Origin of the sequence: Ramlibacter sp., from assembly GCF_035548915.1 — a bacterium.
Classification (GTDB): domain Bacteria; phylum Pseudomonadota; class Gammaproteobacteria; order Burkholderiales; family Burkholderiaceae_C; genus Ramlibacter.
Genome location: NZ_DASZSE010000010.1, coordinates 1 through 22,516, shown reverse-complemented (window position 1 = coordinate 22,516; position 22,516 = coordinate 1). Strand labels below are relative to the sequence as shown.

Sequence of the window (22,516 nt, the reverse complement as noted above, 5' to 3'; positions counted from 1 at the left end):
ATGCCGAAATCCGATCCGACGAAGTCCGAAACGCCGCGCAACGCGCGTGGCGACGCGGTCCGCACGCGGCTGCTCGACGTGGCCGAACGGCTCTTCGCGGAAAAGGGCATCGACGTCGTCTCGCTCAACAGCATCGCGCGCGAAGCCAACCAGCTGAACGCTTCGGTGATGCAGTACCACTTCGGCACGAAGATGCAGGTGATCGAGGCGATTCTCGAGCGGCGCATGGAGGAGCTGAACCGCCGCCGCTCGGAGCTCATCGCGAACGTCGACGTGAACGACCCGGCGAACGCGCTGCACCAGATCGCCGAGGCGATGGTCCTGCCGTTCGCGGAACACCTCTTCACCGAAGGCGGCAGCACCTACCTGCGTTTCGTCGCGCAGGTCACGTTCAACGCGGACCAGAGCGTCTTCGAGATGATGCGCGGCAAGCACGACAGTGCGGTGAGGCGCATCGCCGAGCTCGTGCAGCAGGTGTGCATCGACTTGCAGCCCGAAGTCGTGCGGCATCGGCTCGCGGTCGTCACGAACCTCGTCCTCTTCACGATCGGCGAGCGCGAGAAGCTGCGCATGGCGGGGCGCCGCACGGGCGTGGCGCGGCTGGCTTCGGCCGAATTCATCGTGGACCTCGTGGAAATGATCGTCGGCGCGCTCATGGCGCCTGCCGCGCCGCCCGAGCGGCTGGCGCGTCTCGCGCGGTTGCCGGCCGCGGTGCGCCGCGGCGCCTCGCAGCCCGCGGGCGAGCTCGTGTAATGCGCGGTCGACGAGCCGCTAGCATCTGCCCTCTTGACATCGGCTTCCCGCACTCTTCTAATTTGACCTCATTAATTTGAGGCGCGCGTGCCTTGCCCGGCATGCCAGCGTCCCGGTCACGCATCAGGAGACAAGCGATGCAGCTGAGCCAGGCCGACGTGATCGAAATCCTGCGGATCGTCGATTCGTTCGGCATCGGCGAGCTGCGGCTCGAAGTCGGCGAACTGCGGCTGCACGTCGTGAAGGGCGCGCCCGGCGTTGCGGCGACGGCCGGGGCGGCGCAGGCCTCCTCGCCGCAGCTCGTCCCGCTTGCGGCGCCGTCCATGCCCGTCCCTGCACGAAGCGAGCCCGAACCCCACCCGCGCGGCGCTGCGGTGGACGCAGGCCTGGTGGCCGTCAACGCGCCGATGGTGGGCACGTTTTATCGCGCGCCCGCGCCGGGCGCTGCGCCTTTCGTGGAAGTCGGCCAGCGCGTGCGGCCCGACACGCCGATCGGCATCGTGGAAGTGATGAAGCTCATGAATACGGTGAACGCGGGCGTCGCGGGCACCGTGCGCGAAGTCCGCGCGGCCGATGCGCAGATGGTCGAATACGGCCAGGTGCTGGTCGTGATCGAGCCCGAGGGAGCCGCGAATGCGTGAAGTCGGCATCGTCGACGTCACCACGCGCGACGCGCACCAGTCGCTCTGGGGCACGCGCATGACGACGGGCATGATCCTGCCCATCGCTGCGCGCATGGACGAGGCGGGCTTCCACGCGATCGACGTCGGCAGCGGCGCGCTTTTCGACGTGCAGGTGCGTTTCCTGCGCGAAAACCCCTGGACGCGGCTGCGCGCCTTGCGCCGGGCGATGCCCAGGTCGTCCCTCAACTGCTGGCTGCGCGGGCAGAGCCTCTTCACCTTCGAGCTCTTCGCCGACGACGTGGTGGATCTCGCGATCCGCCGCATCGCCGCCACCGGCATCGACCGGCTCACGACGTTCGATCCGCTCAACGACCTGCGCAACGTCGAACTGAGCGCCGCCGTCGCGAAGCAGTGCGGCCTGCACCTCACGCTCGCGCTCGCGTACACGCTGAGCCCGGTGCACACGGATGCGTATTTCGCCGAGCGTGCCGCGCAGCTCGTGGCGCTCGGCGCGGACGAGATCCTGCTGAAGGATGCGACGGGCCTGCTCACGCCGGAACGCGCGGACACGCTCATTCCCGCGCTCGTCGCGGCGATCGGCGGCCGCGTGCCGCTGCAGCTTCATTCGCATTGCCGATCGGGCCTCGCGCCGCAGTGCTATCTGCGCGCGATCGAGCACGGCGTGAGCATCGTGCACTGCGCGAGCCAGCCGCTTGCGAACGGCGCGTCGCTGCCGGCCACCGAGTTCGTGGTGCGCAACGGGCCCGCGCATGCGTACCGCACCGCCATCGACGCGGACGTGATGCGGGACATGGCGTCGTACTTCACGGCGCTCGCGAAGGCGCACGACAAGCCGCTCGGCCAGCCCGTCGAATACGATCCCGCGCTCTATCGCCATCAGGTGCCCGGCGGGATGATCAGCAACCTGCTGCTGCAGCTGAAGACCTCGGGCATCGAGGACAAGTTCGAGGCGATCCTGGAGGAGATGGCGCGGGTGCGCGCCGACCTCGGCTACCCCGTGGTCGTGAGCCCCTTCGCGCAGTTCATGGTGACGCAGGCGACGCTGAACGTCGTGCAGGGCGAGCGCTACCGCACCATTCCAGACGAGATTCGCAAATACGCCGCGGGCGAATACGGCCGCCCGGCGGGGCCGATGGACCCTGAATTCCTTTCGCGCGCGCTCGACGGGCGCAAAGTCGTGACCGAGCGGCCCGGAGCCTGTCTGCCTGCCGCGCTCGACGCGGTGAGGTCGAAGCGCGGTCCGTTCGAGAACGACGACGACCTGCTCCTGGCCGCCTTCTACAGCGAAGCCGTGCTCGCGCCCATGCGGCAGGCCCAGGAAAGCGCCTGCGCGCACGAGCGGGCGGGCAACCCCCTCATGTTTCTCATACGCGAACTGGCAAGCCGCCGCGACGTGGCGCATGCCGAGATCGGCAATCGACAGGGAGACCGCCTGCAATTGACCCACGAGCGGATCTAGAGCAAGGCAGACCGCGAGCCGTACGGGTCCCACGCAACCACACGAGGTAGATATGCATCAGCATCACACCGGTTTGACGCGGCGTGCCGCGGCTGTGGGGATGATCGGAGCCGCCGCTCTTCCCCACGTTCCCGCCTGGGCCCAGGCGAAGGGGGGCGAGCTGACGTTCGCGAGCTCGGCGCCGCCGAAGATCGCCACGGGAAAGGCGCTCGACTTCTTCACGAAGCGCGCCACGGAACTCGCCGGCGCCGAGCTGAAGATCAAGTCCTTCCTGGGCGGCACGCTCTACTCGGAGGGAACCGCGGTGCAGGCCATGCGCAGCGGCGAAATCGACCTCGCCACGATCTCCGAAGGCAACATCGGCGCCTTCACGAAGCAGATGTTCTTCCTGAATCTGCCCTACGTCTTCGGCAGCCCGGCGCAGATGATCAAGTTCCTGCAGGAGGATTCGTTCGCGCAGGACATCGTGCGCAATCTCGAGGGCGAGGGCATCAAGGTCATCGCCTTCATCGAGAACGGCGGCTTTCGCGTCATCACGAATTCCAAGCGGCCGGTCGCGACGCCGGCGGACCTGCACGGCCTGAAGCTGCGCACGGTCGACAGCCCGGTCGACGTGGCGGTGACGAAGGCCTTCGGCGCGGCGCCCACGCCCGTGGCCTGGGCCGAAACGTACAGCGCGCTGTCGCAAGGCGTGGTGGACGGCGTGCACATCCCCTACGGCTGGAACGGCATCGGACGCATCTTCGAAGTGGCCAAGCACGTGACCGAAGTGCGAGCGCTGCTGAGCGTGCAGATGATCGTGGCCGACGTGAAGCGTTTCAAGTCCTTCCCGCCCAAGGTGCAGCAGGCGCTGATGCAGGCCGGGCGCGAGGCCGAGGCGGAGGCGCTTCGCCTGAGCCAGGACGAAGTGGCGCACTGGAAGGAAGAGGCCGTGAAGGGCGGCGTGAAGATCCACACGGCAACGCCCGCGGAATACGAGCAGTGGCGCACCGCGGGCCGCTCGGTGTGGCCCATGTTCGCCTCGCAAGTGCCGCAGGCCCTGCTGGAACGCCTGAGCCGCGCCGCCTGACGGACTGCCGTTCGCCAAGACATGCGCCAACTCGCCTGGGTCGTCTCGGCCGTTCTCATCGCGCTCATGACGGCACTGATCCTCGTGATCACGGCGCAGATCGTGTGGCGCTTCTTCGGCTCGCCGCTCACGTTCTCGCTGGAGGTGTCGCGAATCCTGTTCCTGTGGATCACGTTTCTCGGGGCGGCGCTCGCCGTGCACCGCGGGCAGTTCACCGCGCTCGAGATGCTGAGCCGGCGGCTGCCGCGCTGGTGGTCCGAGCGTGTGATCTGCGGCGTCGTGTGCGCGTTCGCGCTCGTGCTTGCCTGGCATGGCACGCTCTATGTGGCACGGCAGGAACTCGGCACCTTCACGATGACGGGGCTGCCGATGACGATCGTGTACGTCGCGCCCGCGGTGTCGGGCGTGCTCATGTTCGTCTTTGCCGTGGGCCGGCTCGTTTCGCCGCCCGCGGCCGGCGCGCGCGAAGGTGTCGTCGCATGACGGCGACACTCTTCCTGCTGTTCCCGGCGCTGCTCGTGCTGGGCGTGCCGTATGCCTTCTCGCTCGGCATCGCGAGCTTCCTGCTCGCGCTGCTCGGTCCCTACAGCGCGTCGCTCATCGTGCACCGGGTCGTGATCGGCGTCGACAACTTCCTGCTGGTCGCGATCCCGATGTTCATCCTCGCGGGCAACGTCATGGAGCGCGGCGGCATCTCGGGCCGGCTCATCGACCTCGCCCGCGCGATCCTGTGCCGGCTGCGCGGCGGCCTGCCCAATTCGCTCGTGCTCGCCGAAATGTTCTTCTCGGGCATCTCCGGCTCCACGGTGGCCGACATCTCGGCGATGTCCTCGATGGTCGTGCCCTCGATGGAGCGGGCCGGCTACCGCCGAGCCTACGCGCTGGCCATCGTGTCGGCCGCATCCGCGTTCGGCATCCTGATCCCGCCGTGCATTCTGATGGTGGTGACCGCCGCGCTGCTCAATTCTTCGGTGATCGCGGTGTTCGCCGCGTCGGCGCTGCCCACGGCGGTGTTCGCCGTGCTGACGATGGGGCTTGTCTACTGGCAGGCCGCGCGCGCACCGGCGGGCGTCGCCGAAGGACCGCCCCTGGGTCGCGCGGCGCGCGAGGCGGCCTGGGCGCTCGGGCTGCCCGTCATCATCGTGGTGGGCATCGTGACGGGCATCGCGACCGCCACCGAAATCGCGGTGGCGGCCGTGCTGTACGCGTTCGCCGTGACCCTCTTCGTCTACAGGACGCTGCGGTGGCGCGACATCCCCGAGCTGCTGCTGGAAGCGGCTTCCAGCACCGGGGCACTGTGCCTCACGTTCGGCTTCGCGACCATCCTCACCTACGTGCTCGCGCGCGAGCAGGTGCCGCAGATGATCAGCGAGTGGTGCCTCGCCGCATTCCATTCGCCCGTGCCGCTCATGCTGCTCTTCTCGCTCGCGTTCCTCGTGCTCGGCGCCATCCTCGAGGGGCTCCCCGCCGCGCTCATCCTCGTGCCGGTGCTCTGGCCCGCCGCGGAATCGCTCGGCATCACGTCGCTGCATTTCCAGATCGTCATCATCGCGGCCATCGGCATCGGCCTCTTTCTGCCGCCGTTCGGGCTCGGCCTCATCATCGCCGCGCAGGTCGGGCAGGAGCCGGTGGAGCGCATCACGCGCGACTTCATGCCGTTTCTCGCCGTGCTGCTGGTGGGCCAGGCGATCGTGGCGGCGTTTCCGATCATCTCCAACCTGGTCCCGCGCTGGCTCGGGATGCAGACGTGAAGCGCGTGCTGGTGGCCAACCGCGGCGAGATCGCCGTGCGCGTCATGCGCACCTGCCGCGAACTGGGGCTGGAAACGGTGGCCGTGCATTCCTCGGCCGATGCAGACTCGATGCACGTGCGCATGGCCGACCGGGCCGTGTGCATCGGGCCGCCGCCTTCCGCGCAGAGCTATCTCGTCGCACCCGCGCTGGTCGCCGCGGCGCTCGGAACCGGCGCGGATGCGATCCATCCCGGCTACGGCTTTCTCTCCGAGAACGCCGACTTCGCGCGCCTGTGCGCGGACCAAGGCGTGACCTTCATCGGCCCTTCGCCCGAAGCGATCGACCTCATGGGCAACAAGGCGGCGGCGCGGCAGGTGGCGGCGCAGCTGGAAGTGCCCACGGTGCCGGGATCGAAGACGCCCGTGCGCTCCTGTGCGGACGCGCTCGCCGCGGCGAAGACGGTCGGCTATCCGGTGCTCCTGAAAGCGAGCGCGGGCGGCGGCGGGCGCGGCATGCGCGTCGTGCAGGGCGAAAGCGAAATGGATGCGGCGTGGCAGGACGCGTCGCGCGAGGCGCTCGCTGCCTTCGGCGATGCGACGCTCTACGTGGAACGCCGGCTGTCCGGCGTGCGGCACATCGAGATCCAGCTGCTCGGCGACGGCGGCGAGGGCGCCGTCTCGCTCGGACATCGCGACTGTTCCATCCAGCGCCGGCGGCAGAAGCTGCTCGAGGAATCGCCGGGGCCCGCCCTTTCCGCTGCCTTGCTCCAGGGCATGAGCGATGCGGCCCTGCGCATCGCAAGGCACCTGCGCTACTCGGGCGCGGGCACGATCGAGTTCGTCGTGACGACCGAGCCCGCGGCCTTCTACTTCATCGAGATGAACACGCGCATCCAGGTCGAACACCCGGTGACGGAGATGCTCACCGGCGTGGACATCGTCGCCGAGCAGATCCGCGTTGCGAACGGCGAGCCGATGGAACTGACAGCGGGCTGGGACGCGCCGCGCTCGCACGCGATCGAGTGCCGCATCAACGCGGAGTCCCCCACGCACGGTTTTCGGCCGAGCCCCGGCCGCATCGCGCGGTGGCAGCCGCCGGGCGGCCCGGGCGTGCGCGTGGACAGTCATTGCCGCGAAGGCTACGTCGTGCAGCCGTTTTATGACTCGATGATCGCAAAGGTCGTCGTGTGCGCGCCCGATCGCGACAGCGCCATCCGGCGGATGCGCCGCGCGCTCTCGGAGTTCGTGGTGGAAGGGCCGGACACGACGATTTCGTTTCACCTCTCGCTGCTGAGCGACCCCGAGTTCGGCGCGGGGAAGGGCCATACGACGTGGGTCGAGGATCACTTTCTCGCGCGGTTCCAGGCCGGCCGAGGCCGAATCTGAATGGAGGATCGAGCCATCGCCATCTCCGCATCCAGCCTCGTCATCCCCGCGAAGGCGGGGATCCAAAGCCGCCCGGCGCCTTGGATTGCCGCCTGCGCGGGCATGACGAAGGCCCATTCGTTCCCTTCGGCGCAAGCGCCGCGTCATGGACAGCTGAAGTGAACGACCGGGAACTCGCAGGCCAGGTCGCGATCGTCACCGGCACGTCGCGAAAGCGCGGGCTGGGCCGGGCGCTCGCGCTCGCGCTCGCGGCCGCCGGAGCGGACATCGTCGCCTGCGGCGCGCCCAATGGCGCAGCACGCCTCACCGACGAAGAGCGCGAGGCCGGCTGGCGCGGCGTGCCCAGCCTGGTCGACGAAGTGCGCGAGCTCGGTGGGCGCGCCCTCGCCCTCGAGGTGGACCTGCGATCGGGCGGCGAGGTCGAACGGATGGTGGAGCGCGCGGCCCACGAATTCGGCCACGTGGACATCCTCGTGAACAACGCCGCCTATCCGCGCGGCGGCGACCGCGTGCCGCTCGTCGATCTGCCGGACGACACGTGGCGCGCCGTCGTGGACGTGAACCTCACCGCGACGATGCTGTGCTGCAAGTACGTCGCGCGGCGGATGATCGCCCAGAAGACGGGCGGCAGCATCGTGAGCATGTCGACCAATGCCGCGCTCAACGCCACCGCTTCGTTCAGCGCGTATTCGGCGTCGAAGGCGGGCATCCACGCCTTGAACGGCACGCTCGCCGCCGAGCTGGGCCCGCATGGGATCACGTGCAATGTCGTGGCGCCGGGCTTTCTCGATACCGCGCGCGTGGACATGCTGCGCACGGGAGACCTGTGGGCCAGGCGAGTCGAACGCATTCCCGTCGGCCGCGCGGGCACGCCCGAGGAAGTGGCGCAGGCCGTGCGGTTTCTCTGCGGGCCCTCCGCGCGCTGGCTCACGGGAGAGGTGCTGGTGATCGACGGCGGCGAAGTCCGCCGCACGGCGAGGTGAGGCCATGTCGGAACTGAACGCCGGCCTGATCGGCACGGAGCTTGCCGAAGCGACCTTCACGGTGGACCGCGAGGCGATCAGGCGATTCGCGGTCGCGATCGACGATCCGTCGCCATCCTATGTGGATGACGCGACGGGACGGGCATCGGCCTGGGGCGACATCGTCGCGCCGCCCACGTTCGCGGTGACGCTGCGCGACGAGGAGGCCTACACCACGCGGTTTTGGGCCGGACTCGGCGTTTCGATGTCGCAGGTGCTCAACGCGGAAGTCGAGCTCGAATGCATTCGGCCCATCCTGCCGGGATGCACGTACATCGCGCGCGTGCGCATCGCCGATCTCTACGAGAAGCGCGGCAAGTCCGGACGGCTCGTCTTCGTGAAGCGGGAGACGGTGATCCGGCAGGCGGTCGATGCGCAAGTCGTCGCCGTCCTGCGGCACACCAACGTCGTGCGAGAGGCGCGAGGATGATTGCGATCGTGGAGGAAAGACCGCCGCGGGTCGTCAAGGGCCCGCTCGAACTGGAGCAGCTGCGGCTCTATGCGGAAGCGTCGGGCGACTTCAACGACGTGCACCTGAACATGGAGTCGGCGCGGCGCGCCGGGGTCGAGAACGTGTTCGCGCACGGCATGCTCACCATGAGCTTCGCGGCGCAGGTCGCGACGCAGTGGCTCGGGCCGGCGAGCGTGCGCAGGATCGCGGTGCGGTTCCTCGCGCCCGTGCGGCTGGGCGACACGATCGTCTGCGACGGCCGCGTCGTGCGCGAGACCGTGAGTTCCGATGGCCGGGGCAGGCAGAGGGACATCGAAGTCACCGCTTCCAACGGGCGCGGCGAACTTGTGCTGTCCGGCGTGATCGCTGCCGCCTCGGACGAGTGAGCCGCAGTGGACGCTACGCTGCAATCCCGATGCGCGCTCGTGACCGGAAGCACGCAGGGCATCGGCCGCGCCATCGCGCATGCCTTGGCCGGGCAGGGCTGCCACGTCGTGCTGCACGGCATCGAGCCCGAAGCGGAAGGCCTGGCGCTCGCCGCCGAGATTGCGCAGACACACGGTGTGCGCGCGGCCTACGTGCCATGCGATCTGTCGCAGGCGGCGGCCGCCGCACAGCTCGTCGACCGGGCGGAATCCGCGCTCCTGCCGCTGGACATCCTCGTGAACAACGCCGGCATCCAGTTCATCGCGCCGATCGAGGCCTTTCCCCTGGAGCGCTGGGAAGCGATCCACGCCATCAACCTGCGCGCCCCCTTTCTGCTGATGCAGGACGCGGTCGCGCGGATGCGCCGGCGCGGCGGCGGGCGCATCGTGAACATCGCGTCGGTCCACGGCCTGGTCGCCTCGACCGGACGGGCGCCGTACGTCGCGGCCAAGCATGGCCTGGTGGGGCTTTCCAAGGCGGTCGCGCTGGAGACGGCGACGGATCGCATCACCGTGAATTGCGTCTGCCCCGGCCTCACCGACACCGAGATCCTCGCCGCCCAGATGCGCTCGCGCGCGGCGCGCGAAGGCATCCCGTACGAGGAAGCGCTCGACCGGTTCATCGGCGAGAAGCAGCCGAGCCGCGCGCTGCTCGCGCCCTCGGCCATCGCGAAGGCTGTGCTCTTCCTGTGCGGCGATGGCGCGGAGCACATCACGGGCGTCGCCTTGCCCGTGGATGGCGGCTGGACCGCGCAGTGAGGCGCGTTGACAATGCAGCGGGCCACTGATATTCTAATGAGACATCATTAGTAATGAGGTTATCTTGAAGAAGTCCGAGAGAACGTTCCAGGTCGACATCGACCTTTCGCGGTGCCGATCGTGCGCCGTGTGCTGGGACGAGCAGGTATGCGAACCCAAGGTGCTCGGCTTCCAGCCGCCGTTCAACAAGGCGGTCGTCGTGGATGCGCCTGCCTGCACGGGCTGCCGTCATTGCGAGTGGCTGTGCCCGGACTGGGCGATCGTCGTGCGCGAGACGACCGCCGCGCGGCCCGTCGGGGAAGCGGCATGACGCGCCGGCTCCTCTTCGGCAACGAAGCGTTCTGCGAAGGCGCGATCGCCGCGGGCGTGCGCTTCTACGCGGGCTATCCGATCACGCCCGCCACGGAGATCGCGGAGACGATGTCGCGCCGCATGCCGCAAGTCGGCGGCACCTATGTGCAGATGGAAGACGAACTGGGCGCGGCCGCGGCGCTCATGGGCGCGTCGTCCGCCGGCGTGAAGTCGATGACGGCGAGCGCGGGCCCGGGCATGGCGCTCATCCAGAACGAGATCGGCCAGGCGATCGCCGCCGAATGCCCGATGGTCGTCGTCAACGTGCAGCGCGCGGGACCGGGCATCGGCAACGCGACGCGCGCGGGGCAGATGGAATTCATGCAGGCGCGCTACGGCACCAACGGCGAAGCGCCCGCGGTCGCGCTCGCACCGGCCACGGTGGAAGAGGCGTTCTGGCTCACGATCAAGGCGGTGGACTTCTCCGAGATGCTTCGCACCGTCGTGCTCGTGCTGGGCGACGGCTTGCTCGGCCTGCAGCGCGCGGTGGTGGACCTGCCGGATTACTCGACGATCAAGACCGTCGAGCGCCCGCGGCCGAGCGGCCCGCGCGAAGAATGGAAGGGCAACTACACCGCCAACGAGCTGGATGAAGTGCCTGCGATGGCCGACTTCGGTTCGGGCTACAAGAGCGTGGTGAGCACGGTCGGCCTCTTCAAGCGCGGCGGCGGTGACTCCACGGTGCAGGGCCTGGACATCGACGATCAGGAATTCACGATCCATCGCCTGCACCAGAAGATCCTCGCGCGGCAGGCGGAAATCACGCTGACCGAGCAGCACATGACGGATGATGCCGAAGTCGTGTTCGTCGCATGGGGTACGCAGGCGCTCTCGGCGATGGCGGCAATGCAGGAGGCGCGCGCCGCGGGCATCCGCGCGGGCGTGCTGCGGCTCATCACGGTGTGGCCGTTTCCCGAGGAGATCGTGCGCAAGGCGTGCGCGGGAGCACGGCTCGTGGTCGTGCCGGAAATGAACATGGGCCAGGCGCGCCTCATGATCTCGAACGCGCTCGCGGGCACGCCCACACGCGTGGTGGGCGTGAATCACGTCGACAGCACCTACATCACGCCGGCCGAGATCATCGCGCGGACGAAGGAGAACCTGCAATGACATCGCCAACCGAAAGCGCCGTGGCCCTTCAGCCGCGCCGGAAGAAGCAGATCGACACGCCGATGGACGAGATGGTCCGCGCGTACGGCGACGTGCCGGACAGGAGCTTTCGCTACTGCCCCGGCTGCGGCCTCGGCATGGCGCAAAGCGCGATCATGCGCGCCTTCGATCGCCTGGGCCTCGACCCCGCGAAGATCGCCACCGCCGGCGGCAGCGGCTGCTATTCGCCGATGGGCCACTACTTCCAGTCGAGCCACATCCACGGCTCGCACGGCCGCGCCTGCGCGTATGCGACGGGGCTCAAGCTCGCGCGCCCCGAGCTCACCGTGCTCACGCTGCAAGGCGACGGCGACAACCTGTCGATCGGCGGCAACCACTTCATTCACGCGGCGCGCAGGAACATCGACATCACGGTGATCTGCTTCAACAACTTCGGCTTCGGCGACACGGGCGGGCAGTTCGGCCCGACCACGCCGCTCGGCAGCGTCACGGAAACGTCCAGCGACGGCATGCCCGAAGCGGCCTTCGACGGCTGCAAGCTCGCCATCGGCGCGGGCGCGACGTTCGTCGCGCGCAGCACGGTCGCCCACCCCGCGCATCTTACGAAGATGATCGCGGATGCGATCGAGTGGAAGGGCTTCTCGTACGTGGAAGTGCTGCAGAACTGCCACGTGTTCTGGGGCCGGCGCAACGGCATGCCGCAGGCGATGGACATGCTCAGGTTCTTCAAGGACAACTCGGTGCGCAACACCGACACGCCCGAGGAAGACTGGTTCGACATCCCCGTCTACGCGGAAAACGAGAAGAAGATCCGCTTCGTGCTCGGTGTGCTGCACAAGGAAGCCCGCGCCGAATACACGGAGCAGTACGGCAAGCTGCGCATGGCCGCGATGGCCGCGTTGGCCGCGGCGGGGGCCACGCCGTGAGCCAGGCCGCCAGCAGTACGCAAATCCGTTTCGCCGGCGTCGGCAGCCAGGGCCTCGTCTCCGCGAGCGTCGTGCTCGCGCAGGCACTGGGCATCGTGCGCGACTACGAAGTCGTGCAGACCCAGTTCTATGCCGCGAGCATCCAGGGCGGCGCCTCGTGCGGCGACGTGATCTTCGGCCGCGAGAAGATCGTGTTTCCCTGGGTGCTGAACCCCGACGTGCTCGTGGTGCTCGCGCAGGACGCCGTGAAGGCGCACGCGAAGTCGATGCGGCCCGGCTCGCGCGTGCTGTGCGATGCGCAGCTCGTGACCGATCTGCGTGCCTTCGGCGAAGGCGTGACGATCTACCGCGCCCCGTTGATGGCGCTGGCCGACAGCCTGCGCGTTCGCAAGTGCATGAACATCGTCGCGCTCGGGGCGTTCGCGCAGCTCACGCAGACCGTCACGCTCCAGGAGATGACGAATGCGGTGCTCGCGCGCGCGCCCGGCCAGCCGGACATCAACCGCCAGGCCGTGAAGCTCGGCTACGAAGCGCCGCTCGAACTCGTCGACCGCACGCCTGTCGCGGCCTGAGATCGGTGCGAAGTGAATTCATCGCCGCGGTTCGATCCGGTCGTGCTGCCCCCCGAGGCGCGGGCCTTGCGCTCGGAGGTGCGCGCCTTCCTGCGTGACGAATTGCCGCCACGCACGCGGTTCACGCAGAGCGATCCCGACTTCAGCCGCAAGGTCGGGTCGCGCGGCTGGATCGGCATGACGTGGCCCAGGCAGTGGGGTGGTGCGGAACGCGGCAGCCTGGAGCGCTACGTCGTCGTCGAAGAGCTGCTCGCGGCCAACGCGCCCATCTTCCACCACTGGATCGCCGACCGGCAAAGCGGCCCGCTCATCCTGCGCTACGGCACCGATGCGCAGCGCGACCGGCTGCTGCCGCGCATCGCGCGTGGGCAATGCTGCTTCGCGATCGGCCTGAGCGAGCCGGGCGCGGGCTCCGACCTCGCTTCGGTCCGCACGCGCGCGACCCGCGACGACGCGGGCGACTGGCGCATCTCGGGCGCGAAGATCTGGACCAGCAACGCGCACTGCGCCGATTTCATGATCGTGCTGTGCCGCACCTCGCCCGTGAGCGGCAACCCGCGCGAAGGACTCGGGCAGTTCATCGTCGACATGCGCTCGAGCGGCATCGCCGTGAATCCGATCCGCAACATGGCGGGCGAGCACGAGTTCAATGAAGTCGTGTTCGACGACGTCGCCGTGCCCGATGCGATGCGTCTGGGGCAGCCCGGCGCGGGGTGGGAACAGCTTGCGAGCGAGCTCGCGCTGGAGCGAAGCGGGCCCGACCGGTTCCTGAGCGCGCTCGAACTGCTCCTCGCCTTCATTCGCGCGGCGGGCCCGCGGCCGACAGCGGAAGAGGCGAGCCTCATCGGCCGCTTTCATGCGCACCTCGCGACCTTGCGGCGCATGTCGATCTCGGTGGCGGGCGCGCTCGCGACGCGTTCGCCCGCCGTGGAGGCCGCGATCGTGAAGGACCTCGGCACGCGGATGGAGCAAGAGATCGTGGCGCAGTGCCGCGCGCTGCGTCACGGGGGAATGCAAGCCGACGACGAGCCCGACAGTTACGAAGCGGTGCTCGCACGCGCGATGCTCTTCATGCCGCGCGTCACGATCCAGGGCGGCACGCCGCAGATACTGCGCAACGCGATCGCGCGCGGGCTGGGCTTGAGATGAGCGGCACGATGAGTGACACCGCCCACCTGTTGCGCGACGTGGCCGAGCGTCTGTTCGCCGAGGGCTGCACGGCGCGGATTCGGGTGCAGGCCGAGACCGGCGAGTGGCCGGCCGCGCTTTGGCATCGCATCGAAGAAGCGCAGCTGGCGATGCTGGCGGTGCCCGAGGCGCTCGGCGGCGCGGGGCTCTCGCTCGCGGAAGCCATGGTGCTCGCGCACGCGGTCGGCCGGCATGCCGCGCCGGTGCCGCTCATCGAAACGGTCCTTGGACATTGGCTCTTCGCGCTCACCGGGCAGCGGCCCGTTGCCGGGCCGGTGAGCGTGACATCGCAGGCGCAGACGCCGTTGCACCTCACGCGGTCCGCGTCGAATCGGTGGTGCCTTTCAGGTGTCGCTCGCTGCGTGCCGTGGGGTGGGCAGGTGGCCCACGTCGTCGTGGTGGCCGAAAGCGAAGAGGCCGGGGACGTGGTGCTCGCCATCGAAAGCGGCGCGCTTGCCGTGCAGCCGGGCCGCTCCGTGGCCTTCGAGCCGCGCGCGACGCTGCGATTCGAGGATGTCGCGATCGCCGATGACGCCGTGCAGGCCGGTCGCAAGTCGTCCGCGGGGAGTGCCTTGCTGCTCGCGGGCGGGCTCGCGCGCTCGCACCAGATGGTGGGCGCGATGGACTGGACGCTCGAGCAGACTCTCGTCCATGCGCGCGAACGTTCGCAGTTCGGCAAGCCCATCGCGGGCTTCCAGTCGGTGCAGCACATGCTCGCGATCATGGCGGGGCAGGTGTGCGCGGCCACCGCCTCTGCGGACGCGGCACTCGCGGCTGTGGACACGGACGATTTCGAAGACGCCGTGGCGATCGCGAAAGCGCGCGTCGGCGAAGCCGCGGCCGAGGTCGCGGCGATCGCGCACCAGGTGCACGGCGCGATGGGCTACTGCCAGGAGTTCGCGCTGCACTACCGCACGAAGCGCCTCTGGAGCTGGCGCGACGAATTCGGCACCGAACGCGATTGGCAGATCCGTCTGGGGCAACACGTGGCCGCGCGCGGCGCCGACGCCTTCTGGCAGCGGCTCGCGGAGATGAACTGACAAGGCCCGACGAGAACTGAAACGGCAATTTCGCACTCTCAAACCGAGGAGACAAGCATGAGCCAGACGATAGACAGGATGAGACGAGGATTCGTGGTCGCGGGCCTCGTGCTCGCGTGTGCCGCGCCCGCGGTTCGCGCGGCGGATGCGCCGTATCCGAGCCGGCCGATCCGCATGGTGATTCCGTTCGCGCCGGGCGGACCGACGGACGTCTTCGGGCGGCTCTTCGCGCAGAAGCTTGCCGAGCTCCTGCGAGAGCCTGTCGTGCCCGACAACCGCGCGGGCGCGGGCAGCGCCATCGGCGTGAACGACGTCGCGAAGGCCGAGCCCGACGGCTACACGATCCTCTTCGGCACCGGCTCCATCGCCACGGGCGCCGCGCTCACGAAGCTGCCTTTCGATCCGCGCAAGGACATCGTTCCCGTGGCGCATCTCGGCAACGTGCCGCTCGTGCTGCTGGGCGCGCCCGACGTCGCGAAGACGGCCGGCGAACTCCTCGCCGCGCTGCGCGCGCAGCCGGGACGCCTGAGCTACGGCTCCGCCGGCATCGGCACGACGACGCACCTCGCGGGCGAGATGCTCAAGCTGAAGGCGAAGGTGGATGCGGTGCACGTGCCGTATCGCGGCTCGGGCCCGGCGCTGCAGGATACAGCCGCGGGCCGCACCGCATTCCTCTTCGAGACGATCACCGCGTCCAAGCCGCTTTACACCGCGGGCAAGCTTCGCCTGCTCGCCGTGGGCACCGCCAGTCGTTCGCCGCTCCTGCCCGATGTGCCGACGCTCGGCGAAGCGGGCGTGCCCGGCATGTCGGCCTACACCTGGAACATCCTCTTCGTGCCGAAGGGCACACCGAACGCGATCGTCGAGCGGCTGAACAAGGCGTCGAACGAAGTGCTGGCGGACCCCGCTTTCGCCAGGCGCATGGCGGACCTCGCGACGGAAGTGGTCTCCACGTCCACGCCCGCGTCGACGCGCGATTTCTACCTGAACCAGCTCGACGTGTGGGCCGACACCGTGAAGGCGGCCGGCGTCAAGGCCGAATAGGCGTCCCGCGTCGCTACTGTTCCACGAAGGCGCGCTCGACGACGTAGCTGCCGGGGGTGGTCGTGCTGCCTTCGTGGAAGCCCGCCCCGTCCAGCAGCGCGCGCAGGTCGCGCACCGCGCCCGGGCTGCCGCACACCATCACGCGGTCCGCGTCCGCGTCGAGCGGCGGCACGCCCAGGTCGGTGAAGAGACGTCCGCTTTCGATCAGTTTCGTGATGCGGCCCATGTTCGTGAACGCCTCGCGCGTCACGGTGGGGTAGTAGCGCAGCTTGCCGCGCACGAGCTCGCCCAGAAGCTCGTCGTTGGGCAACTGCTCGGTGAGCATCTCGCGGTACGCAAGCTCGTCGCGCTTCCTCACGCCGTGCACGAGGATGACCTCCTCGAAGCGCTCGTAGCTGTCGGGGTCGCGCACGATGCTCAGGAACGGCGCGAGGCCGGTGCCGGTCGCGAGCAGATAGAGCCGGCGGCCGGGCAGCAGGTAGTCCGCGACGAGCGTGCCGGTGGGCTTGCGGCCCACGATCACCGTGTCGTCGGGCCGCAGATGCTGCAGCCGCGATGTGAGCGGCCCGTCGGGCACCTTGATGCTCAGGAATTCGAGATGCTCCTCGTGGTTCGCGCTCGCGATGCTGTAGGCCCGGATGAGCGGCTTGCCCTCCACGCGCAGGCCGAGCATCGTGAAGTGGCCGTTGCTGAAACGGAACGAACGGTCGCGCGTCGTGACGAAACTGAAGAGCCGGTCGGTCCAGTGCCGCACTTGCAGGACCTGCTCTTCCTGGAAGGCGCCCTTGGCGGCCTGCGGATGGCGATCTGCATTCATTAATGAGCTCACATTAGTTGTGAGTCAGTCTAGGAGGCCGGGCGATGCTTGTCAAGGCTTGGGCCGAGGCTCGCGCGAAGGCGTGCGCTTGCCGCGTTGGGGCCGCCCGATCCGGGGCAGCGCCGGACCCGCTATGCCTGAGTTCGTACGCCCGGGCAGGAAGCTTTCCTACGCGCGGAGCGCGTCGCACGCGGTGTGATCGCATCACCCCTTTGTTTGGAGACTTGCATGAAATCGTTCCTCGTCCTCGCAGCCGCCGTCGCAGTGTGTGGAACCGCTCTCGCCGCCGCGGACTCGCAACCTGCGCGGGGAAAGCATGGTCTCATGGCCACCGTGAAGAAGGACGCGCATCAGATCGGCTCGGCGTTCCGGCGGGACATGCACCGCATCGCGCGCGCCGACAAGTTCCGCGAAGAGCAGGCCATGGACCACCGCGGCGCGCGACCGGAAACCCGCGCGATGGGGGCCGGCCCGGCTCACGCTGCCGCGCCGTCGAGCCGTCAGGCGCGCATGGACGCCGCCTACGCCGACTGGCAGCGTACGCACCGCTGAGCTCCCGCGCCCCGCCGACACACCGGGATCACGCGCGAAGGCAGCCCGCAAGCGCGCGGGCTATTTCTTCTGCGAAGCTTCGTACAGTCTGCGCAGCTTCGCGAGCCCTTCGCGCTTCATCCGCTCCAGGTTCGCCGCGCTGTTGTCGTCGGCCACGGCGACCGCGAGCGGAATGAGCTTGGCCTGCACCGCGGGCGCGTGCGCCGCGGCGCCGATCTCCTTGCCGAGGCGATCGACGATCGCAGCGGGCGTGCCGCCCGGTGCGAACACGCCGTACCAGATCGCCATGTCGACGCCCTTGAACGGCGCGGACTCCGCAAGCGTGGTGATGTCCGGTGCCGCGGGCGAGCGGCGCGTCTCGCTCACGCCGAACACTTTCATCTTGCCGCTGCGGATGTGCGGCAGCGCGGAGGGCAAGACCATCACGGCAAGATCGGTGTGCCCGCCCACGACGTCGGTGGCGATCTGACCGGCGGCCTTGTACGGCACGTGCGTCATGTCGATTCCCGCGCTCGCCTTCAATAGCTCGCCGAGCAGGTGAAGCTGCGTGCCCACGCCCGCGGACGCATAGGAGAGCGCGCCGGGATGCGACTTCGCGTAGGCGACGAGTTCGTCGGCGGTGGAAAACGGCAGCGACGTTCGCCCGACCAGCACCATCGGCTGCGTGCCCACGAGCGCCACGGGCGCCAGGGGCTTCCAGTTGCCCAGCTGCACGGTGGGATCGGTGATCTGCATCAGCTCGAGCTCGCTGCCGCTGCCCACGAGCAGCTGGTAGCCGTCGGCGGGCGAGGACATCACCTTCTGCGTGCCGATCACGCCGCCCGCACCCGCGACGTTCTCGACCAGGAACTTCTGGCCCATGCGGGTCGTGAGTTCGTCGGCGATCACGCGCGCGAGGATGTCGGTGCCGCCGCCCGCGCCGTAGGGAACGATGACGTTGACGAGGCGGTGGGGATACGCATCCTGCGCATGCGTTGCCATCGGCAGCAGGCAGGCGCCGAGGCCCGCGAGCATCGTGCGGCGTCGCAGCTTTGGGCGCGGATCGAGGGTCATGCTGAAATCTCCGGAGGTTGATGGTGAAACGGGCGCAGCCGCTCGAGCGCGGCGGCTGCGCGAACGAGGGTGGCTTCCGCGCCATGCCGCCCGACCAGTTGCACACCGATGGGCAGGCCCCGCGGGTCGAGGCCGATCGGAAGCGACAGCGCGGGATGGCCGCTCAGGTTGAATGGGTACGTGAAGTACGACCAGTCGACGGCATTGCGCCCGGTGGCATTCGCGGGCGCGTCATGGCCGCAGGGCAACGCCGTGGTGGGAACAGCCGGCGTTGCGAGCACGTCGATGGATTCGAACATGCCGTTCACGCGCCGCAGCCATTCGGCCCGCATCGCGTGGGCGCGTTGCGCGTCGCTTTGGGCGTGGACTTCGATCGTGCGTCGCAGGTAGGGATCGATTCGCGCGGCAGCATCGGCCCAGTCCTCGCGCCCGCGCAGACGATCGCCCAGCGCGCCGTAGAAAGCCTGGTTCCATGCGGGCGCGGGATCGGTCTCGTGCAGATCGACCCGCTGCACAATGACGCCCGCTGCCCTCAGTGCGGCGACTGCATCGGCACAGGCATCGAGAATGCCCGCGTCCACTTCGCCCCAGCCGAGCGTGGGAGCCCACCCGATGCGCAGGCCTTCCACCGGTTGCCCGCATGCACGCACGAAGTCCTCCGGCGGCGGGAATGCGAGCGACGCCGCATCGCGCGCATCGCTGCCCGCCATGACGCCCAAGAGCAAGGCCGCATCCGCCACGCAGCGCCCGAGCGGGCCGACGTGCCCGAGGCTGGGCGTCGCCGAGGCGGGCCACACGGGCACGCGGCCGAAGGTCGCCTTGATGCCAACCAATCCACAGAACGCCGCGGGAATGCGCACCGAGCCGCCGCCGTCGGTTCCGACGGATGCCGCGACAAGCCCCGCCGCGAGACCCGCCGCCGCGCCCGCGCTCGATCCGCCGGGCGTGCGTTCCAGGTCCCAGGGATTGCGCGTGATGCCCGTGAGCGGCGAATCGCCGACGCCCTTGCAGCCGAGCTCGCTCGTCGTCGTCTTGCCGGTGATGCATGCACCGGCGGCGCGCAGACGCGCGACCGAAGGTGCATCTTCGGCGGCGACGTGGTCTCGCCATAGCTCAGAACCGAACGTCTGCCGCATGCCGCCCACGGCGATCAGGTCCTTCACGCTCACGGGAAGCCCTGCGAGCGGTCCGGGGTCCGCGCCTGCCGCGATGCGCGCATCGACTGCATGCGCGGCCGCGAGCGCCCGCTCGGGCTCGATGCTCACGTACGTGCGCAGCAGCGGCTCGAGGCGCTCCGTGCGATCGAGAAACGCCCGCATGGCCTGCGCGGCCGTGATCCGGCACGAACGCACGGCGGCGACGAGTGCGTGGGCCGATTCGAATCCGGCGGCGTCGCGCATGGCGCTCAGGCGATGAGTTGCGCGCGCACCGGCGCGTCGCGCCACGCGAGCATCGTGCGGTTCACGCGTTCCTTGCCGTAGACCAGCCACACGACGTCCACTTCGCCGATCGTCTGGTCGATGCGGAACCGCCCCGGGTGCTGCTGCGCGAGCTCGATCGCGGTGAAGCCCGAGTCGAAGCGGCCTTCGAGCAGGCCCTGCGCCACGGCGGAGTTGGAGACGATCTCGTGCCGCTCGGGCCAGCGCGACACGTCGAAGTAGCCGCGCGTCGCGATCATGTAGCCGAGGCTGCGCGGCGTTTGGACTTCGGCGCGCGTGAGCACGCCCATCGCCTTCGTCGTGCCGATGAAGCTGTCCACGAGGAAGATGTCCTTGTAGTCGTGCTCGATGGTGAGCGCCACGTTCGGGTGCGCGCACACCTGGATCATGAAGTCCACCTCGCCGGACTTCATGCGCGCGAGCGCTTCGAAGAAATCCTCGATGAAGACGACGCGCGCATCCTGAAGCCCGTGGAACTCGATGTAGCGGCGCGTGTTGAGGTCGTGGTTGCTGCCGGCGGGGCCGAGCGTGGCGAAGGTCTTGGGTCGCATGGCGTGGCTGCTCGTGGGGGTTGGCTGGAAAGCCGCGCGAGCGCGGCGACGATTCCACGCGAACCAGTGTAGGCAGCGCGCGCCGCACCGCCTGTATCCGGCGATACGCGCCCGGGCCTTCGCGCCATCGGGAAATCCCGCAGCGGCCGTTCAGGCGATGAGCTTCGCCGCGAGCGCCTCCGCGCGCAGGATGTCGACCCGCCCCGGCACGGTGCGCACGAGGTCCTCGCGCGCGAGGCTCGCGAGCGTGCGCGTGACCGTGACGCGGGCAAGCCCCGTCATCGCGCCGATCTGTTCGTGCGTGAGGTGCACGGAAAGCGGCGACAGGCGCTCGCGCTGCGATTGCTCCGCGCGGGCGACGCGCAGCAGCAGGTCCGACAGGCGCACTTCGGGGGTGGTGGAGGAAAGTCCCGCCACTTTGGATGCGAGCACGCGCTGCTTCGCGCTCATGATGCGGATGAGCGAGACCGGCAGGCGCGGGTCGCGCGCGAATTCCCGTTCCATGTCGGCGGGGTCGAAGCGGTCGAGCGCGCAGTCGGTGATCGTGCGGCAGGTCACGAAGCGCGGTCGGCCCTCGAACGCGGCGCCTTCGCCGAACAAGGTGCCGGGCCCGAAGATCTCCAGCAGCAGCGGGTTGCCGCTCGCGCGCGACATGGTCGCCTGCACGTAGCCGCTTCGGATCAGGTAGAAGAATGGATGCACCGTCTGCTCCTCGAAGACGAGCGAGCCGGGGCCGAGCACGAGGCGCTGCGCGAGGTCGGCGCGCTCCAGCCAGGGCTGGCTGTGCCGTTGCGAGATTTCCCAGGAAGCGTACTTGCTCAAGAGATCGTTGGAAGCGGGTGGCGCGTGGGCCTTCACGCGGGGGCTATCATTTTCCCACCAGTATCGGCGCGGCTCCGGGGAGCGGCCTCCCCCCGCCTCCCCATGGCAAGCCGTGCCGCGTTTCGGAGTGATCATGATCGCGACCCGTCCCCTTTTCGAACTTCGCTTGCGCGTGCCGACGATCGTGGACGTCGGCGACACGCCGCTCGGCCGCCGCCGCATCGCCACCGTCGCCGGCGGCGAGTTCAGCGGTGAACGCCTGCGCGGCGAAGTCGTCGCCACGCCCGCGGGCGATTGGCTGCTGCAGCGCAGCGACGGCGTCACCGTGCTCGACGTGCGGCTTCTCTTGCGCACCGACGATGGCGAATCCATCTACATGACCTATCGCGGCTTGCGGCACGGGCCGGCGGACGTGATGGCCCGGGTGGCCGCCGGCGAGCCGGTGGACCCGGCGAGCTACTACTTCCGGATGGTGCCGATCTTCGAGACGGCGTCGAAGAAGTACGAGTGGCTCAACAAGATCGTGGCCGTGGGGACCGGTCGACGCGAAGCGCAGGGGCCGATCTACTCGATCGAGGAAGTGCTGTAGCAGCGGTCCGGCCTTCGGCCGCCGGCTCACGCATGCAGCCCGAAGAGACGAGGATCGTAGAGCCACCTGCGCAGCTTCACGGCGCGCATCGCGCGGCGATGCGCGATGCGCGATGCATACGTTCCCGGCCCCGGCCCCGGTCCCGGTCCCGGTCCCGGTCCCGGTCCCGGTCCAGGCGCCGGCGGCGCACCGTTCAGGCTCTGGGATAATCCCCGCACATGCACCGCCTGCGCCAAGCCCGTTTCCTCGCCCGCCTCGTGCTGGCGTGGTTCGCGCTCGCGCTCGGCGCGGCGATCGCCTCGCCGCTCGTGAAGCCGCAGTCGCTGGAACTCGTGTGCTCCGCCTCGGGTGCCACGAAGCTGCTGGCGACGGATGCGGGCGAAGACAACGGCACCGCCCCGGCGCTGCATCACGGCACGCTCGACTGTCCCCTGTGCTTGTTCGCCGGAGCTCCTCCTCCGGTGGTCGTGGTCGATCTGCCCTCGATGCAGCCGCTCGGCCACGCAGTGCAGCCCATCGTCGCCGCGCGCATCGCGGTACTCACCGCTGCGCCGCTGCCGGCGCGCGGGCCACCTTCGATTCCCAGCGCTTGACGCCGTTGCCGGCTGCCTTGCACGCAGCCGGCGTGTGTTCATCCGTTTCCGGGAGCATCCCTTGTCCAAATCCCACGCCGTCGCGGCAAGTGCCGCGACGGCTTACCCCCGAGTCGTCGCGGCAAGTGCTGCGACGGCTTACCCCCGAGTCGCCGCGGCACTTGCCGCG

Annotated in this window: 26 protein-coding genes; 21 read left to right on the top strand and 5 right to left on the bottom strand. The window is 69.2% G+C overall.

All coding sequences use genetic code 11. The features are described from left to right. The 18 genes from VHA82_RS02520 to VHA82_RS02435 all read left to right on the top strand — a co-directional run bounded on the left by VHA82_RS02520 (position 1) and on the right by VHA82_RS02435 (position 15,931). Positions 1–753, top strand: coding sequence for a TetR family transcriptional regulator (locus tag VHA82_RS02520; protein WP_325539949.1), 753 nt, complete (start codon positions 1–3; stop codon positions 751–753). 137 nt (positions 754–890) lie between these two features. Beyond that, positions 891–1,394, top strand: a complete 504-nt coding sequence (gene accB / locus VHA82_RS02515) for an acetyl-CoA carboxylase biotin carboxyl carrier protein (RefSeq protein ID WP_325539947.1) — start codon at positions 891–893, stop codon at positions 1,392–1,394. After that, positions 1,387–2,856, top strand: a complete 1,470-nt coding sequence (locus tag VHA82_RS02510; RefSeq protein WP_325539945.1) for a pyruvate carboxylase subunit B — start codon at positions 1,387–1,389, stop codon at positions 2,854–2,856. Before accB ends, VHA82_RS02510 begins: the two co-directional genes overlap by 8 nt. A 100-nt stretch (positions 2,857–2,956) precedes the next feature. After that, a complete protein-coding gene (locus VHA82_RS02505) occupies positions 2,957–3,925 on the top strand; it encodes a TRAP transporter substrate-binding protein (protein ID WP_325539943.1) in 969 nt (322 codons plus the stop codon). A 21-nt stretch (positions 3,926–3,946) separates the two neighbouring features. After that, the gene (locus VHA82_RS02500; RefSeq protein WP_325539941.1) at positions 3,947–4,408 is read left to right on the top strand and encodes a TRAP transporter small permease; all 462 of its coding nucleotides are present in this window, start codon (positions 3,947–3,949) and stop codon (positions 4,406–4,408) included. Continuing rightward, on the top strand, positions 4,405–5,676 hold the full coding sequence (locus tag VHA82_RS02495) for a TRAP transporter large permease (RefSeq protein WP_325539939.1): 1,272 nt from the start codon (positions 4,405–4,407) through the stop codon (positions 5,674–5,676). Before VHA82_RS02500 ends, VHA82_RS02495 begins: the two co-directional genes overlap by 4 nt. Before the next feature lie 44 nt (positions 5,677–5,720). Continuing rightward, entirely contained in the window at positions 5,721–7,043 is a 1,323-nt protein-coding gene (locus VHA82_RS02490; protein ID WP_414708612.1) for an acetyl-CoA carboxylase biotin carboxylase subunit, read from the top strand. Between the two features lie 158 nt (positions 7,044–7,201). Continuing rightward, complete coding sequence (locus VHA82_RS02485) at positions 7,202–8,026, top strand: SDR family NAD(P)-dependent oxidoreductase (protein ID WP_325539935.1); 825 nt, start codon at positions 7,202–7,204, stop codon at positions 8,024–8,026. Positions 8,027–8,030: 4 nt separating this feature from the next. After that, the gene (locus VHA82_RS02480; protein ID WP_325539933.1) at positions 8,031–8,495 is read left to right on the top strand and encodes an FAS1-like dehydratase domain-containing protein; all 465 of its coding nucleotides are present in this window, start codon (positions 8,031–8,033) and stop codon (positions 8,493–8,495) included. Further along, complete coding sequence (locus VHA82_RS02475) at positions 8,492–8,902, top strand: MaoC/PaaZ C-terminal domain-containing protein (RefSeq protein WP_325539931.1); 411 nt, start codon at positions 8,492–8,494, stop codon at positions 8,900–8,902. The genes VHA82_RS02480 and VHA82_RS02475 overlap by 4 nt, the downstream gene beginning before the upstream one ends. Positions 8,903–8,908: 6 nt before the next feature. Further along, positions 8,909–9,700 carry a 3-hydroxybutyrate dehydrogenase gene (locus tag VHA82_RS02470; protein ID WP_325539929.1) on the top strand — a complete coding sequence of 264 codons (792 nt, stop codon included), beginning with the start codon at positions 8,909–8,911 and terminating at the stop codon, positions 9,698–9,700. Between the two features lie 64 nt (positions 9,701–9,764). Further along, a complete protein-coding gene (locus tag VHA82_RS02465) occupies positions 9,765–10,010 on the top strand; it encodes a 4Fe-4S ferredoxin (RefSeq protein WP_325539927.1) in 246 nt (81 codons plus the stop codon). Next, positions 10,007–11,161: a transketolase C-terminal domain-containing protein gene (locus VHA82_RS02460; RefSeq protein WP_325539925.1), complete on the top strand. Its 1,155-nt coding sequence runs from the start codon at positions 10,007–10,009 to the stop codon at positions 11,159–11,161. The genes VHA82_RS02465 and VHA82_RS02460 overlap by 4 nt, the downstream gene beginning before the upstream one ends. Then, on the top strand, positions 11,158–12,087 hold the full coding sequence (locus VHA82_RS02455; protein ID WP_325539923.1) for a thiamine pyrophosphate-dependent enzyme: 930 nt from the start codon (positions 11,158–11,160) through the stop codon (positions 12,085–12,087). The genes VHA82_RS02460 and VHA82_RS02455 overlap by 4 nt, the downstream gene beginning before the upstream one ends. Beyond that, the gene (locus tag VHA82_RS02450; protein WP_325539921.1) at positions 12,084–12,659 is read left to right on the top strand and encodes a 2-oxoacid:acceptor oxidoreductase family protein; all 576 of its coding nucleotides are present in this window, start codon (positions 12,084–12,086) and stop codon (positions 12,657–12,659) included. The genes VHA82_RS02455 and VHA82_RS02450 overlap by 4 nt, the downstream gene beginning before the upstream one ends. 12 nt (positions 12,660–12,671) lie before the next feature. Beyond that, positions 12,672–13,808, top strand: coding sequence for an acyl-CoA dehydrogenase family protein (locus tag VHA82_RS02445; protein WP_325539919.1), 1,137 nt, complete (start codon positions 12,672–12,674; stop codon positions 13,806–13,808). Between the two features lie 8 nt (positions 13,809–13,816). Next, entirely contained in the window at positions 13,817–14,887 is a 1,071-nt protein-coding gene (locus VHA82_RS02440) for an acyl-CoA dehydrogenase family protein (RefSeq protein ID WP_325539917.1), read from the top strand. Between the two features lie 57 nt (positions 14,888–14,944). Then, a complete protein-coding gene (locus VHA82_RS02435; protein ID WP_325539915.1) occupies positions 14,945–15,931 on the top strand; it encodes a tripartite tricarboxylate transporter substrate binding protein in 987 nt (328 codons plus the stop codon). Between the two features lie 13 nt (positions 15,932–15,944). On the opposite strand, the gene VHA82_RS02430 is transcribed toward VHA82_RS02435, so the two are convergent. Then, positions 15,945–16,748 carry a ferredoxin--NADP reductase gene (locus tag VHA82_RS02430; protein WP_325539913.1) on the bottom strand — a complete coding sequence of 268 codons (804 nt, stop codon included), beginning with the start codon at positions 16,746–16,748 and terminating at the stop codon, positions 15,945–15,947. Between the two features lie 324 nt (positions 16,749–17,072). Between VHA82_RS02430 and VHA82_RS02425 the strand changes: the two genes are divergently transcribed. Beyond that, on the top strand, positions 17,073–17,300 hold the full coding sequence (locus VHA82_RS02425; RefSeq protein ID WP_325539911.1) for a hypothetical protein: 228 nt from the start codon (positions 17,073–17,075) through the stop codon (positions 17,298–17,300). A 60-nt stretch (positions 17,301–17,360) separates the two neighbouring features. Here VHA82_RS02425 and VHA82_RS02420 read toward each other — a convergent pair whose 3' ends face one another. From VHA82_RS02420 to VHA82_RS02405, 4 genes are all read right to left on the bottom strand, one after another. Further along, a complete protein-coding gene (locus VHA82_RS02420; RefSeq protein ID WP_325539909.1) occupies positions 17,361–18,353 on the bottom strand; it encodes a tripartite tricarboxylate transporter substrate binding protein in 993 nt (330 codons plus the stop codon). Beyond that, on the bottom strand, positions 18,350–19,753 hold the full coding sequence (locus VHA82_RS02415) for an amidase (RefSeq protein WP_325539907.1): 1,404 nt from the start codon (positions 19,751–19,753) through the stop codon (positions 18,350–18,352). The genes VHA82_RS02420 and VHA82_RS02415 overlap by 4 nt, the downstream gene beginning before the upstream one ends. Before the next feature lie 5 nt (positions 19,754–19,758). Then, the gene (locus tag VHA82_RS02410) at positions 19,759–20,343 is read right to left on the bottom strand and encodes a hypothetical protein (RefSeq protein WP_325539905.1); all 585 of its coding nucleotides are present in this window, start codon (positions 20,341–20,343) and stop codon (positions 19,759–19,761) included. 150 nt (positions 20,344–20,493) lie between these two features. Beyond that, positions 20,494–21,201 carry a Crp/Fnr family transcriptional regulator gene (locus VHA82_RS02405; RefSeq protein WP_325539903.1) on the bottom strand — a complete coding sequence of 236 codons (708 nt, stop codon included), beginning with the start codon at positions 21,199–21,201 and terminating at the stop codon, positions 20,494–20,496. Positions 21,202–21,298: 97 nt separating this feature from the next. Between VHA82_RS02405 and VHA82_RS02400 the strand changes: the two genes are divergently transcribed. Next, positions 21,299–21,754, top strand: a complete 456-nt coding sequence (locus VHA82_RS02400; protein WP_325539901.1) for a DUF3237 domain-containing protein — start codon at positions 21,299–21,301, stop codon at positions 21,752–21,754. A 218-nt stretch (positions 21,755–21,972) separates the two neighbouring features. Further along, positions 21,973–22,347 carry a DUF2946 family protein gene (locus tag VHA82_RS02395; RefSeq protein WP_325539899.1) on the top strand — a complete coding sequence of 125 codons (375 nt, stop codon included), beginning with the start codon at positions 21,973–21,975 and terminating at the stop codon, positions 22,345–22,347. The last annotated feature ends 169 nt before the right edge of the window (positions 22,348–22,516 follow it).

Coding starts and splice junctions, on each gene's coding strand:
- VHA82_RS02455 (WP_325539923.1), top strand. CDS start 11,158: ATGACATCGCCAACCGAAAGCGCCGTGGCCCTTCAGCCGCGCCGGAAG.
- VHA82_RS02400 (WP_325539901.1), top strand. CDS start 21,299: ATGATCGCGACCCGTCCCCTTTTCGAACTTCGCTTGCGCGTGCCGACG.
- VHA82_RS02435 (WP_325539915.1), top strand. CDS start 14,945: ATGAGCCAGACGATAGACAGGATGAGACGAGGATTCGTGGTCGCGGGC.
- VHA82_RS02480 (WP_325539933.1), top strand. CDS start 8,031: ATGTCGGAACTGAACGCCGGCCTGATCGGCACGGAGCTTGCCGAAGCG.
- VHA82_RS02495 (WP_325539939.1), top strand. CDS start 4,405: ATGACGGCGACACTCTTCCTGCTGTTCCCGGCGCTGCTCGTGCTGGGC.
- VHA82_RS02505 (WP_325539943.1), top strand. CDS start 2,957: ATGATCGGAGCCGCCGCTCTTCCCCACGTTCCCGCCTGGGCCCAGGCG.
- VHA82_RS02425 (WP_325539911.1), top strand. CDS start 17,073: ATGGCCACCGTGAAGAAGGACGCGCATCAGATCGGCTCGGCGTTCCGG.
- VHA82_RS02490 (WP_414708612.1), top strand. CDS start 5,721: ATGCGCACCTGCCGCGAACTGGGGCTGGAAACGGTGGCCGTGCATTCC.
- VHA82_RS02420 (WP_325539909.1), bottom strand. CDS start 18,353: ATGACCCTCGATCCGCGCCCAAAGCTGCGACGCCGCACGATGCTCGCG.
- VHA82_RS02440 (WP_325539917.1), top strand. CDS start 13,817: ATGAGTGACACCGCCCACCTGTTGCGCGACGTGGCCGAGCGTCTGTTC.
- VHA82_RS02510 (WP_325539945.1), top strand. CDS start 1,387: ATGCGTGAAGTCGGCATCGTCGACGTCACCACGCGCGACGCGCACCAG.
- VHA82_RS02430 (WP_325539913.1), bottom strand. CDS start 16,748: ATGAATGCAGATCGCCATCCGCAGGCCGCCAAGGGCGCCTTCCAGGAA.
- accB (WP_325539947.1), top strand. CDS start 891: ATGCAGCTGAGCCAGGCCGACGTGATCGAAATCCTGCGGATCGTCGAT.
- VHA82_RS02460 (WP_325539925.1), top strand. CDS start 10,007: ATGACGCGCCGGCTCCTCTTCGGCAACGAAGCGTTCTGCGAAGGCGCG.
- VHA82_RS02410 (WP_325539905.1), bottom strand. CDS start 20,343: ATGCGACCCAAGACCTTCGCCACGCTCGGCCCCGCCGGCAGCAACCAC.
- VHA82_RS02395 (WP_325539899.1), top strand. CDS start 21,973: ATGCACCGCCTGCGCCAAGCCCGTTTCCTCGCCCGCCTCGTGCTGGCG.
- VHA82_RS02475 (WP_325539931.1), top strand. CDS start 8,492: ATGATTGCGATCGTGGAGGAAAGACCGCCGCGGGTCGTCAAGGGCCCG.
- VHA82_RS02500 (WP_325539941.1), top strand. CDS start 3,947: ATGCGCCAACTCGCCTGGGTCGTCTCGGCCGTTCTCATCGCGCTCATG.
- VHA82_RS02415 (WP_325539907.1), bottom strand. CDS start 19,753: ATGCGCGACGCCGCCGGATTCGAATCGGCCCACGCACTCGTCGCCGCC.
- VHA82_RS02520 (WP_325539949.1), top strand. CDS start 1: ATGCCGAAATCCGATCCGACGAAGTCCGAAACGCCGCGCAACGCGCGT.